At 61.6% G+C, this 12,151-nt stretch carries 11 protein-coding genes; 3 read left to right on the forward strand and 8 right to left on the reverse strand.

Features of this window, described 5'->3' with window-relative positions; translation table 11 throughout:
* Positions 1–250: 250 nt before the first annotated feature.
* From AC3WRD_RS11950 to inhA, 3 genes are all read right to left on the reverse strand, one after another.
* The gene (locus tag AC3WRD_RS11950; protein WP_096822476.1) at positions 251–1,816 is read right to left on the reverse strand and encodes a methyl-accepting chemotaxis protein; all 1,566 of its coding nucleotides are present in this window, start codon (positions 1,814–1,816) and stop codon (positions 251–253) included.
* 102 nt (positions 1,817–1,918) lie between these two features.
* Complete coding sequence (locus tag AC3WRD_RS11955; protein WP_102621942.1) at positions 1,919–2,710, reverse strand: CPBP family intramembrane glutamic endopeptidase; 792 nt, start codon at positions 2,708–2,710, stop codon at positions 1,919–1,921.
* A 133-nt stretch (positions 2,711–2,843) separates the two neighbouring features.
* Entirely contained in the window at positions 2,844–3,530 is a 687-nt protein-coding gene (inhA, locus tag AC3WRD_RS11960) for an isonitrile hydratase (RefSeq protein ID WP_102621943.1), read from the reverse strand.
* Positions 3,531–3,618: 88 nt separating this feature from the next.
* On the opposite strand from inhA, the gene AC3WRD_RS11965 reads away from it, so the two are divergent.
* Positions 3,619–4,602 (forward strand): GlxA family transcriptional regulator, encoded by a 984-nt coding sequence (locus AC3WRD_RS11965; RefSeq protein ID WP_102621944.1) that lies wholly within the window; start codon positions 3,619–3,621, stop codon positions 4,600–4,602.
* Here the strand turns inward: AC3WRD_RS11965 and AC3WRD_RS11970 are convergent.
* The 4 genes from AC3WRD_RS11970 to AC3WRD_RS11985 form a co-directional block, all read right to left on the reverse strand.
* Positions 4,571–5,470, reverse strand: a complete 900-nt coding sequence (locus tag AC3WRD_RS11970; RefSeq protein ID WP_102621945.1) for an alpha/beta fold hydrolase — start codon at positions 5,468–5,470, stop codon at positions 4,571–4,573. The two genes, AC3WRD_RS11965 and AC3WRD_RS11970, sit on opposite strands and share 32 nt — an antisense overlap.
* Before the next feature lie 12 nt (positions 5,471–5,482).
* Positions 5,483–6,115, reverse strand: a complete 633-nt coding sequence (locus AC3WRD_RS11975; RefSeq protein WP_102621946.1) for a BRCT domain-containing protein — start codon at positions 6,113–6,115, stop codon at positions 5,483–5,485.
* Between the two features lie 11 nt (positions 6,116–6,126).
* Positions 6,127–6,516 carry a hypothetical protein gene (locus tag AC3WRD_RS11980; protein WP_102621947.1) on the reverse strand — a complete coding sequence of 130 codons (390 nt, stop codon included), beginning with the start codon at positions 6,514–6,516 and terminating at the stop codon, positions 6,127–6,129.
* A gap of 309 nt (positions 6,517–6,825) precedes the next feature.
* Positions 6,826–8,652 (reverse strand): glycoside hydrolase family 15 protein, encoded by a 1,827-nt coding sequence (locus AC3WRD_RS11985; protein WP_102621978.1) that lies wholly within the window; start codon positions 8,650–8,652, stop codon positions 6,826–6,828.
* A gap of 207 nt (positions 8,653–8,859) precedes the next feature.
* Here AC3WRD_RS11985 and AC3WRD_RS11990 point away from each other — a divergent pair, with 207 nt between their 5' ends.
* Complete coding sequence (locus AC3WRD_RS11990) at positions 8,860–10,032, forward strand: MFS transporter (RefSeq protein ID WP_102621948.1); 1,173 nt, start codon at positions 8,860–8,862, stop codon at positions 10,030–10,032.
* Between the two features lie 6 nt (positions 10,033–10,038).
* On the opposite strand, the gene AC3WRD_RS11995 is transcribed toward AC3WRD_RS11990, so the two are convergent.
* Complete coding sequence (locus AC3WRD_RS11995) at positions 10,039–11,169, reverse strand: cupin-like domain-containing protein (RefSeq protein WP_102621949.1); 1,131 nt, start codon at positions 11,167–11,169, stop codon at positions 10,039–10,041.
* A gap of 128 nt (positions 11,170–11,297) precedes the next feature.
* Between AC3WRD_RS11995 and AC3WRD_RS12000 the strand changes: the two genes are divergently transcribed.
* The gene (locus AC3WRD_RS12000; RefSeq protein WP_102621950.1) at positions 11,298–12,035 is read left to right on the forward strand and encodes a thioesterase II family protein; all 738 of its coding nucleotides are present in this window, start codon (positions 11,298–11,300) and stop codon (positions 12,033–12,035) included.
* Positions 12,036–12,151 lie beyond the last annotated feature (116 nt).

Consider the following 12,151-nt stretch of genomic DNA (forward strand, 5'->3'; position numbering starts at 1 on the left):
AGTTGGGTCTGATTCAGTTGTAGGTACTGTCCGCGCTTTTCGAATGAGATTTTCGCCAGCCGCTAGGGCCTCTTCGCGGGCAAGCCCACTCCCACAGGGTTTCGCATTGGCCACAAAATCTCGCAACACCACCATCCTTGTGGGAGTGGGCTTGCCCACGAAGAGGGCGGTGCTGGCTACGTCCATTTCAAACAGGCAATAAAAACCCCGGAAGCTTTCGCTGTCCGGGGTTTCTTTATTACCAATCCAATCAGCGGTTAAACCGCTCCACCAACGAATATTGCGTATTAGCCGTCTTCGTCAGCTCTTCACTCAGCAACGCCGAGTTATGCGCCTGTTCCGAGGTCTGGTCCGCCAGTTCCGAGATGTTGCTGATGTTGCGGCTGATTTCTTCAGCCACGGCACTTTGCTCTTCGGTCGCGGCGGCGATCTGGGTGGTCATGTCGGTGATGTTGGCCACCGCTTCGCTGATCCCGACCAATGCCTGATCCGCTTCCAGTACCCGCGCCACGCCTTCTTCCGCTTGGCGATGCCCGGCTTCCATGGTTTGTACGGCGCTGGATGCAGTCTGTTGCAGCTTGGCGATCAGGGCGTGGATCTGACCGGTGGATTCGCTGGTGCGTTGCGCCAGTTGGCGAACTTCGTCGGCAACTACCGCAAAACCACGGCCCATTTCGCCGGCACGGGCGGCTTCGATGGCGGCGTTGAGCGCGAGCAGGTTGGTCTGGTCGGCGATGCCTTTGATCACGTCGACCACGCCGCCGATTTCGTCGCTGTCCTTGGCCAGTTGGGTGACGGTCAGGCCGGTTTCACCCACGACTACGGACAGGCGCTGGATGGCTTCGCGGGTTTCACCGGCGATGTCGCGGCCGCGGCCGGTCAGGCGATTGGCTTCCTGGGTGGCGTCGGCGGTGCGTTGTACGTGGCTCGCCACTTCTTGCGTGGTGGCGGCCATCTGGTTGACGGCGGTGGCGACCTGTTCGGTTTCCACGCGTTGGCGTTCCAGGCCGATGGAGCTGTTGTGCGCCAGACTGTCGGACTGCTTGGCCTGATCGGTCAGGTGTTCGGCGGTGTCCTGCAGACGGGTCAGGCAGGTTTTCAGGCGGGCTTCCTGGCTGAGGATCGACATTTCCAGACGCGCCTGGGCGCCACGGCTGTCGGTGTACATCTGCGCGATCAACGGGTCGGAGGTGGTCTGCTCGGCCAGACGCAGCAGGCGCTTGAGCCCGCGTTGTTGCCATTGCAGGCCCAACAGACCCAGCGGCACCGACAGACCGGCGGCGAGGGCGAAGCCCCACTGCGAGTTCAGGGTGGCGCCGATCATGAAGCTCAACTGGCTGACCAGAATGAACGGCAGCCAGTCCTGCACAATCGGCAGCCATTTGTCGCTCGAAGGAATCGCCGACTTGCCCTGGTTGATGCGTTGGTAGAGCGCTTCGGCACGGCGGATCTGTTCGGCGGACGGCTTGACCCGCACCGACTCGTAACCGACCACCTGACTGCCATCGAACACCGGCGTTACGTAGGCGTTCACCCAGTAATGATCACCGGTCTTGCAGCGATTCTTGACAATGCCCATCCATGGCAAGCCTTGTTTCAGTGTGCCCCACATGTGCGAAAACACCGCAGCCGGGACGTCGGGGTGACGAACCAGGTTGTGCGGCGCACGGATCAGCTCCTCACGCGAAAACCCGCTGATTTCGACGAAAGCGTCGTTGCAGTAGGTGATCACGCCTTTGGCGTCGGTTGTGGAAATCAACCGTTGCTGAGCCGGGAAAGTCCGTTCGCGTTGTGTAATGGGCTGGTTATTACGCATGGTTTTTCAATCCGCAAGGCTTTGAAAGGTTGTCGGCGGGGTCGGCGATTTGTTGAAGTTTTTTTTCATTTATAAGTACGGCGTCGCAAAACGGGGCTTGCTTCAACCCGCGAGCATCGGATAGGTGAACAGGCCGAAATGCAGCAGGTTCAGACCAAAGTGCGTCATGATCGCCGCGCCGAGCCCGCCAAAACGGTAGGCCAGACCATAGCCGACACCCGCCAGGCCCGCCAGCAACACCCATTGCCAGCCGGCGCCCACATGCACCAGGCCGAACAGCAGGGACGCCAGCAGCAGCGCGAGGTTTTCGCCGTAGGGCAAGTGTTTGAAATGCCGGCTGAGGCCGCCCTGTATATAGCCGCGAAACAGCGCTTCTTCGACCAGTGTCACCAGCAGCAGGTTGTTCAGCACCCACAGCCACGCCTGATCCGGCCATTTCGGCGCCCAGGTGATCATGCCCAGCAACACGGCGCCGCCCAGCGCCAGGATCACGCTCAACGTCAGTGCCAGTGCGGTGGCGTAAACGGTCAGGCGCAACGACCGCCGCGCGACAATCCACGGGCAGGCCAGCAGCAACCAGAAACCAATCAGCGGTTTGTCGAGATTCACGAACATCGAGAACGGCACGGCGTTGTCAGTGAAGCGCTGCGCCGGAATGGCCCGGCCGTTATAGAAGCCCGGCAGCCAGTGCATGGCCAGCGCCACGGCCAGCACGATAAACAGGCCATGACCGAGAAAACGCCCGACCGGCACGGTTTGCTGGCGCACGGCGTAACCGGCGAAAACCAGCAGTGCAATGGAGATCAGCGCCAGCCAGCCGAGCTGGCCAAAGCTCAGCGCCAATCCGTAACCAAGGCTGAGAAGCCCGAGATAGAGCCATGGCAGAGCTGTCATGGAAAGTCCTTGTGCACGATTTGTGGACAGGCTTTCTACACGGGTGGGGGCGAGGGGACAAGTGAAGGTGTAGCGGAAAACCGGGACGCAGGCCCTGTGGGTTGGTCCTCACAGGGCCTGTGCTGCGCACGAATCAGCGCAGATTGAGCTTCGCCGCCGCGCGCTCAGTGATTTCAGTGCGCAGTTTCAGCGAAGGCGCCGCACGTTTGCGCGCCTCATCGACAACAGCACTCGGCGCCGTCTCCGGGCTGCCCGAATCAAACGGCGGCGCCGGTGCATATTCCAGCTGCAACTGCACCAGTTGCGCCGTGTCGACGCCGACCAGTTCTTGCGCCAGCGTCAACGCAAAATCGATCCCGGCCGTGATACCACCCCCGGTAAACAGATTGCCGTCACGCACCACCCGATCCTTCACCGCAATTGCGCCCAGTGTCGGCAACAGATCGTGATAAGCCCAGTGCGTGGTCGCCCGTTTGCCCTGCAACAGACCCGCCGCCCCAAGCACCAGCGAACCCGTACACACCGATGTCACGTACCGCGCCTGCGCAGCTTGTGTCTTGATGAACGACAGCGTCTGCTCATCTTCCATCAACGGCCCGACGCCCGCACCGCCAGGCACGCAGATCACATCCAGATCCGGGCAGTCCTCGAAGGTGGTGGTCGGTTTCAGCACCAGCCCGGTGCTGGCGGTGACCGGCACCAGATCCTTCCAGACTAGATGCACCTGCACGTCCGGCAACGAGGCCAGCACGTCATACGGGCCGGTCAGGTCGAGTTGCTGCACCTGGGGAAACAACAGAAAGCCGATCTGCAACGCCATGATTCATCTCCGTGAAAAGGGGTGGACGGCTTCACTGTAGGCGCGTAGGTTTTGGCGCATACGCCAATCAGCCCACGAATTACGCCAAATGTCGAAAACCATCCACGTCCTCGCGTTCGCCAATGTGCAACTGCTCGATGTCACCGGGCCGTTGCAGGTCTTCGCCTCGGCCAACGACATTGCCCGCCAGCAGGGTCTGCCTGCGCCGTACGCGCCAACGGTCATCGCCAGCGGCGGCGGGGCGGTGAACTCTTCTGCCGGGTTGGCGATGCTGGCCGAATCGCTGCCGGAGCAGCCCAGCGATACGCTGATCATCGCCGGCGGCTGGGGCGTTTACGCCGCTGCGGAAGACGCCGAATTGGTGAGTTGGGTACGTGAACACGCCAACGGATGTCGGCGCGTGGCGTCGGTCTGCACCGGCGCATTTCTGCTGGCCGCCAGCGGCTGGCTCGACGGTCGCCGGGTCGTCACCCACTGGACCCGTTGCGAACAACTGGCGCAGCAACACCCGCTCTTGCAGGTCGAGCCCAATCCGATCTTCATCAACGACGGCCCGGTCTGGACCTCGGCGGGTGTCACCGCCGGCATCGACCTGGCGCTGGCCATGGTCGAAGACGACCTCGGTCGCGACATGGCCCTGGACGTCGCCCGGCAACTGGTGGTGTTCCTCAAGCGACCGGGCGGGCAGTCGCAGTTCAGCGTGACGCTGTCACTGCAAAAACAGGGCAACCGCTTCGATGATTTACACGCGTGGATTGCCGAACACCTGACTTGCGATCTGGGCATCCCGACCCTCGCCGAACAGGCCGGCATGAGCGAACGCAGCTTCGTGCGCCACTATCGCGCCGACACCGGCCAGACCCCGGCCCGCGCCATCGAACTGATCCGCGTTGAAACTGCCCGCCGGTTGTTGAGCGATACCGGTTTGCCGATCAAACGGGTCGCGGCCAATTGTGGATTTGGCAGTGAAGAGACGTTACGACGCAGTTTCCTGCGGGCCATGGGTGTGACGCCGCAGGCGTATCGGGAGCGGTTTTCGGTCAGCGCTGGAGCAGATCCAGTAATGCCTTGAGCGTTTCACCCGGCGCTTCCTCGGGAAGGTTGTGCCCGACGCCCGCCAGAACTCGCCGCTCATAAGGCCCGGTGAAGTGATGGGCATCTTCATCCTCCGCCGGCGCAGGGCCAACGCCATCATCGGCACCGCACAGCGAGATCGTCGGAACGCCGATCGCCGGTTGTTTCTCCAGCGCCTGCTCCATCCATTCCAACGCCGGATCGCCCGGTGCATACATGAACCGATGGCGATAAGAATGAATCACCACCTCGACGAAATCCGGGTTGTCGAACGCCGGTGCGCTCAGCGGATAACGCTCGGCGTTCCGCGCCCAGGTCGGCGACCACAACTGCCACAGCAACTCGCACAGCGCCCGACGGTTCTGCGTCAGCCCTTCAACGCCACGGGGCGTGTGGAAGTAATACTGATACCAGTAGCGATGCTCGCTCTGCGGATCCAGCGGCTGGACCGAGTTCGGTATGTCTTGCAGGTTGTAGCCATCGCCCGTCACCAACCCACGCACGCGTTCGGGAAACAGCGCCGCAACGATGCACGCCGCCCGACCGCCCCAGTCGTAACCGCACAACGTCGCTTGCTCGATCCCCAGCGCATCCATCAGGTCCAGCAGATCCTGCGCCAGCGCCGCTTGCTGGCCGGAGCGCAGCGTGTCCGGGCTGTTGAAACGGGTCGGGCCGTAGCCGCGCAGGTACGGCACGATCACCCGATAACCCTGGGCGGCGAGGGGCGGGGCGATTTCGTCGTAGGCGCGGGGGGAGTAGGGGAAGCCGTGGAGGAGAATGACCGGCGTACCGTTTTCCGGGCCGTGATGCTCATAGGCGATGGTCAGACTTTCAGTCTTGCAAAACTGCATCACGGCTTGGGTCATCTCACTCTCCCGTTATCCGAATAACACCTTCTGCCAATGGTCTTCGCTGATGATGGCTATCGGCACGCCGCTGTCGCGAAGCTCAACGGCTTTCTTGATCTTGGTGCCGTAGCTGCTGTGAAGCCATTGATCATTACCGATGCTGCCCACCACCAGATAATGAATCTTTTTGCTGACAGAGCCCCCGATCAGTCCACCTCGCTCGACAATCAGCGCCTCACAGTCCTTGCGGGGGCCGTAGGCCATAACGCCAGTGAACAGAAAGACACGATCAGCACAGCTCAATGCCGGAGCAGGGTTGTCGAGTGGAAGAGAGGTTGAGGCAACGAAGGGTTGCTGTGGGCCGACTGGAAGACCTGCGAACTGGTGAAGCATTTCCAGCAGTTCGACCGACTCCTCTGCATCAAGAACGCCGTCACTCAGCATGTCGGCGAGACGCTTATAAAGGATGTTGACGACCGGATCATTCAGATGGATCAAGTGCGATTCGATCCAGTTCTTGAGAAATTCGGCTTCCTGCTGATTGATCTTGCCGTCTGCTGCAAGCCCGGCGGCGATTCCAGCCAGCGCGTCGACGGAGCGACGGTCGATTCGGGCCTGATGAAAGAAACTGCTGTTCTGAAACTCCTGATGCAGATCGACCATTACGCTTCTCCTTAAGCCTCGGCTTCCGCCACCTGATTGAAATACTTGCTGCGATCCGGCGTAAACGTCACCACCATTTTCGTCCGCGAGCAGGTCATGACTCGCTCGGAACCCAGATCAATGTCCAGATCTTCGCCACGCAACCCCTGCCACTGCGCAAGGTATTTCAGCGAACCGTACTTTTCATTCTTCTTCAGGCTACGGCTGACGCCACCTTTCCAGCCCAGCACCGGAAGTTCATCGGCAGTGCAACGTTGGGCGAGGTCGGGGAAGCGGGCGGCGCGCTGGCGGCCGATTTCCCAGCATTTGATCAGGCCCTTGTCGGCGGCTTCCCACAGTTCGTCGCGGGTCAGGCCCGTGCGCAGAGGGGCGTCGATCTGGCGGTGGATGCGTTGGCTCATTCTGGTTCCTTGAATCGGGTTTTTATTGGACAGCTCCGCTGTGCCCGTTGCGGTGGATGGTAGGGGGGGATGTAACAGCTGGCAACAAGGTATTTCGGGGTGTAAGTGCGAGTTGTGAGCCAAGCGTTACACGGGTTCTGGCAGGTCTTTGTAGGCCGTGCCATCAACAAGTTGTATCGAAAGTAATCGATTGTGCAGGCCGGCCCTTCAACCACAAGGCTCGAGGTTGTTTACCGTTCGTAGGAGGTCATCCTACAAACGGCGGTTGAAGTGGAGATCTTTCCTACAGCATGTGGCGAAAAATGATGACTACGGCTGCCAGTAATTCTTCTCCCCACTCAACTTGCGATCAAGAAAACTCGCCGCACTGATCAGTGCCAGATGGGTCAATGCCTGAGGCGTGTTGCCCAGATGCCGGCCACGGTTGTCGAATTCCTCCGCGTACAACCCCAGTGGGTTGGCGTAACGCAACAGTTGTTCAAATTCCAGATGGGCCTTCTCCAGTTGTCCAGCGCGGGCCAGGCATTCGACGTACCAGAACGAGCAGGCGGCGAAAGCGCCCTCGGTGCCGGACAATCCGTCGATGCCGGTGTCGTCATTGCGATAGCGGTAAACCATGCCGTCGCGCACCAAGTGTTTTTCGATGGCTTCAAGCGTCGCGAGCCAGCGCGGATCCTTTGCGCTGACGAAGCGCACCAGCGGCATCAGCAACATCGAGCCGTCCAGCGCGGTGCCGCCCTGGTACTGCACGAAATGCCCGTGTTCTTCATTCCAGAAGTTGTCCCAGATGTCGGCATGAATCGCCTGGCGGGTCTGGTCCCAGCGGGCGAAAGGCGCCGGCAGCGAGCGTTTCGAGGCCAGGCGGATCGCCCGGTCCAGCGCCACCCAGCACATCAGTCGCGAGTGCAGAAAGTGATGTTGCTCACCGCGCATTTCCCAGATGCCTACGTCCTTGGTCTGCCAGGTCTCACAGACCTGATCGACCACTTCCATCACATGTTTCCAGCCTTCGTGGGAAATCGCGTCGCCGTACTTGTTGACCAGATAAACGGCGTCCATCAGTTCGCCGAAGATATCCAGTTGAATCTGGTCGTACGCGCCATTGCCGATGCGCACCGGTTTTGCGCCGCCATGCCCGGACAAATGCGTGAGTTCGGTTTCCGGCAGTTCCTGGCGGCCGTCGATGGCGTAGAGGATGTTGAGTTTCATCGGCTGGCCGCTGCAATCGCTGACCCGCCCGCGCAGCCAGCGCATGTAGCCGTTGGCTTCGTCGACAAAGCCCAGGCGCATGAAGGCGTAAACGGTGAAGGAGGCGTCGCGGATCCAGGTGTAGCGATAGTCCCAGTTGCGTTCGCCGCCGGGGGTTTCCGGCAGGCCGAACGTGGCGGCGGCGAGGATTGCGCCGTGCTGGCGCGAGGTGAGTAGCTTGAGGGCGAGGGCAGAGCGGTTGACCATTTCCCGCCAGCGACCGCGATAGTTGGACTGGCCGATCCAGTCGCGCCAGAACTTCAGCGTGCGTTCGATGCACAGCTTGGCGGCCCCTTCGGCGAAGCGCGGATCGTCGCTGGCGCCGAGCATGAACGCGGCGGTCTGATCTTGTTTGAGGGTGAATTGCCCGACTGCTGCTTCCTGATCGACGCTCAAGGTTTGATCCGAGGCCAGCCGCAGTGTCGGCTGCCCGGTGGCGCTGAACAGCACATCCTTTTTATCGACGACCGCGCGGGTTTCAGCGCGGGCGTAGTCATGCCGGACGGCACAACGCAGGTAAAATGTCGCCTGCCCGCTGACCACCCGAACCCGGCGGATCAACAGCGGCAAGGCATCGTCGTTGTCGCCAATCGGCAGCAGATCGGTGATTTCCACCACGGCATGATCGCTGAGCCAGCGGGTTTGCAGGACGTTGGTGTCCGGCAGGTAAATCTGCTCGCGCCGGGCATCGGGCAGGTCCGGGGCCAACTGGAAAATCCCCGCGTCGGGCGTGTCCAGCAGCGAGCAGAAGATCGACGGGCTGTCGAACTCCGGCCAGCAGAAGAAATCCACGCTGCCTTTGTCGTTAACCAGCGCCGCGCTGCGCATATCGCCAATGATGCCGTGGGCGTCGATGGGGCTTTGTCGTTCAGGGTGATGCTCGGCCATGGTCGTCTGGCTCCGAGGCGAAGGCTTACCTAGCTGACTGATGGCCGGCGACGAGAGTTCATCCGCGTACATGAAATGATCGACAGCTTTGCGCGGCAGCGATTGGCCTTGCACGCCACAGGGACTTCACATTCCACCAACAATTGCGCGCTTTCCCGTCCGTCAGGCTTTGTGGCAAGTTGGCCGCCCCTGATGAGGCTGTATCCGATGGCAAACCCTTACCGCGAACTGTTCAACGCCCCCGGCGCCCGGGCCTTTGTGATGGCCGGGATGATCGCGCGCATGCCAATTTCCATGACCGGCATCGGCGTGATCACCATGCTCTCGCAATTGACCGGCGGCTATGCGCTGGCAGGCGGGGTGGCGGCGACGTTTGCCTTGGCCACGGCGTTCTGCGCACCGCAGGTGTCGCGGCTGGTGGACCGTTACGGTCAAGGGCGGATTCTGCCGGTGTCGGCGCTGATCGGTGGCGGGGCGTTGCTGATGTTGCTGCTGTGCACCCGTTTGCAGGCGCCGACCTGGACGCTGTTCATCTGCGCTGCACTGGCCGGTTGCATGCCGAGCATGTCGGCGATGGTGCGGGCGCGCTGGACGGAAATCTATCGCGGCCAGCCGCAATTGCAGACGGCGTATGCGCTGGAATCGGTGCTCGACGAAGTCTGCTTTATCGTCGGGCCGCCGCTGTCGGTGGGGCTGTGCGTCGGCGTGTTTCCCGAGGCCGGGCCGCTGGCGGCGCTGTTGATGCTGGCGATCGGCGTGACGGCGTTTGTCGCCCAGCGCAGCACCGAGCCGCCGGTGCATCCCCACGAATCAGAGCATCAAGGTTCGATCATTCGTTCGACCGACGTGCAATGGCTGCTGCTGTTGATGGTCGCCATGGGCATGATCGTCGGCGTGGTCGATGTGGTCAGCGTTGCGTTCGCTCAGCAACAAGGGCAACCGGCAGCGGCGAGCATCGTGTTGTCGGTGTACGCCATTGGTTCCTGTCTGGCGGGCATCGCGTTTGGTGCGATGCGCTCGAAACTGCCGTTGCCGCGCCTGTTTCTGTATGGCGGCCTGGCGACGGCGGTGACCACGCTGCCGCTGTTGCTGGCGACCAATATTTTCGGGTTGTCCGTGGCGGTGTTCATCGCCGGGCTGTTCTTCTCGCCAACCCTGATCGTGGCGATGGCGTTGATCGAACGCATCGTGCCGCCGGCCAAACTCACCGAAGGCTTGACCTGGTTGGTGACCGGTCTGAGCATTGGCGTGGCCATCGGTGCCGCCGGTTCCGGTGCATTGGTGGATGCATTCGGTGCTCGCAGCGGCTTCTGGCTGGCGATTGCTGCGGGTGCGGTGGTGCTGTGTTCGGCGGTGCAGAGCTTCCGCCACCTCAAGTGATCGGGGTTACCAGCCCCGGCCCGAATTCACCCAGAAATTCACTGATAACGAAGTCGACACCGATTCCACCTGATGGAACCAGCCTTCCGGCAGAAACAACAGGTCGCCGGCCTCCAGCGTCACCCGCAGGAAGGTCACGTCGCGGGCCTTGGGGAAGCGCTCATAGTCCGGCTCATCCGGGTTGAAGTCGCAGCCGTCCAGACCGCCCTCGGGTGCGGTGGACCAAGTACCCAACGCTTCACGATGATGCGGCGCGGCGAGGGTGAACTTTTTCTGGCCCCAGACCTGGGCGAACAGGTTGTCGGTGTCGTCGCGGTGCAACGGGGTCAACGTGCCTTTGGGGCCGATCCAGATGCGCGGTGGGATGAACAACGAAGCGTCGAAGTAGGGCGGATATTGAATCTGTTGCATCAACGCCGCCGGCAGGATGTTGTTGCCCATGTAGGCCGGTGGTTCTCCGTCCGCACCTTTGACCGCCGGGCTGTCCAGCGAGGCGATGAAGTCGGCCATCGACGTGGAGCGGAAATCCCGTTCGGTCGAGAACGTCTTTTTCACGTAATCGCCGTGGCGGGTGATGCCTTGCAGTTCGGCGAAATGCACCAGTGATTCTTCGCGGCTGAGCTTGAACAGCGGCCAGTCCTGCAGGGCATTGCTGATCACTAGCGGAACGCCGTTGGGCAGGTAACGGCTCTCGAATTCGATCGGCGACAACTCGCTGCGCGGTCGCCGTTCGACGACGGTTTGCGCTGGCAGGCTGGCGGTGAGTTTTTCGCTGAAGCGCGGCGGCGTCGGGTACCGCTTGTTCATGTCGACCTTTTCCACCGGCGCCGCACCCCGGCGAGCGTGGTCGATGATCTGCGGCAGCATCGTCGCCAGGCCCATGTTGCCGCTGATCTTCAGTCGGCCGCTGGCGAACAGTTCCTCGACGTTGGCGATGCCGGCCATGATCCCGAGAAAATCCTGCTCAGCGACTTCGATGGTTACGTCGGGGCTGGCATGGCGACCGGCCTCGGTGCGGCTGCTCGCGCTGACCTCGGACCAGAACGCCTGTGACCCCAGCACGAATTGGAAAACGCCTTCGATACCGACCGCGCCGGCATTGGCGAACAGCTTGCCCAGGATGGTCTGCAGGTCCACGGTGAATCCTCTTTGTTGTTTTGGTCTGAACGGTTAACGAGCATTTGTAACGGTAATTTACAAACTGCCGACTAATTTGCCCGGGCATCAATCCGTACCCTTTGAAGAGACATTTTTCCGAGGGATGCGTGGTGACCAAGTTGACCCTGCTGTGCCTGCCGTATTCCGGCGCCAGTGCCATGGTCTACAGCCGCTGGCGGCCGAAGCTGCCGCAGTGGCTGCAATTGCAACCGGTGGAATTGCCGGGGCGCGGCTCCCGGTTCGGCGAACCGCTGCACACCGACATGCGTGCGTTGGCCATGCAACTGGCCAGGGAACTGCGCCCGACACTCAAGGCCCCTTACGCACTGTTCGGCCATAGTCTGGGCGCCTTGCTGGCCTGCGAAATCGCTCACGCCTTGCGCGCGTTGGGCTGCCCGGAGCCGGTGGCGCTGTTCGCCTCGGGCACTGCGGCGCCGACGTTGCGCGCCGACTACGACCGCGGCTTTGCCGAGCCGAAGACGGATGCGGAGCTGATCGATCAACTGCGCACGCTCAACGGCACCAGCGAGGAAGTGCTGGCCAATCAGGAGCTGATGAGCCTGACGCTGCCAATCCTGCGCGCCGATTTCCTGCTCTGCGGCAAATTCCAGCCGTTGCAGCGGCCGCTGCTCAACTGCCCGGTGCATGTACTCGGCGGCAAGGCCGACAAGGCGACTACGGAGCAGTTGATCGGCTGGAGCAAGGAAACCCGTGGCAGCTTCTCGGTGGACATGCTGGCCGGCGGGCACTTCTTCATTCATGAACACGAAGCCAAGGTGCTGCGGGTGATCAAGGATCAACTCGATGTGCATCATCGTCGGCACGGCTTGATGGCTGCCGTTTAACCCGAATTCATTGCTGTCCGGAACCCTGTGAGGAGCGAGCAGGCTTGCTCCCGCAGGGTTTTTTATCGCCCGCAAATCCCCGCTTCACTTCCCTTCTGATAGTTCTTCTCAATCGC

The sequence above is a fragment of the Pseudomonas sp. FW215-R2 genome, from assembly GCF_058789255.1.

Excerpts from the sequence above, each read along its gene's own strand:
- AC3WRD_RS11965 (WP_102621944.1), top strand. The coding sequence starts at position 3,619 with ATGTCGAAAACCATCCACGTCCTCGCGTTCGCCAATGTGCAACTGCTC.
- AC3WRD_RS11950 (WP_096822476.1), bottom strand. The coding sequence starts at position 1,816 with ATGCGTAATAACCAGCCCATTACACAACGCGAACGGACTTTCCCGGCT.
- AC3WRD_RS11985 (WP_102621978.1), bottom strand. The coding sequence starts at position 8,652 with ATGGCCGAGCATCACCCTGAACGACAAAGCCCCATCGACGCCCACGGC.
- inhA (WP_102621943.1), bottom strand. The coding sequence starts at position 3,530 with ATGGCGTTGCAGATCGGCTTTCTGTTGTTTCCCCAGGTGCAGCAACTC.
- AC3WRD_RS11955 (WP_102621942.1), bottom strand. The coding sequence starts at position 2,710 with ATGACAGCTCTGCCATGGCTCTATCTCGGGCTTCTCAGCCTTGGTTAC.
- AC3WRD_RS11975 (WP_102621946.1), bottom strand. The coding sequence starts at position 6,115 with ATGGTCGATCTGCATCAGGAGTTTCAGAACAGCAGTTTCTTTCATCAG.
- AC3WRD_RS11990 (WP_102621948.1), top strand. The coding sequence starts at position 8,860 with ATGGCAAACCCTTACCGCGAACTGTTCAACGCCCCCGGCGCCCGGGCC.
- AC3WRD_RS11970 (WP_102621945.1), bottom strand. The coding sequence starts at position 5,470 with ATGACCCAAGCCGTGATGCAGTTTTGCAAGACTGAAAGTCTGACCATC.
- AC3WRD_RS11980 (WP_102621947.1), bottom strand. The coding sequence starts at position 6,516 with ATGAGCCAACGCATCCACCGCCAGATCGACGCCCCTCTGCGCACGGGC.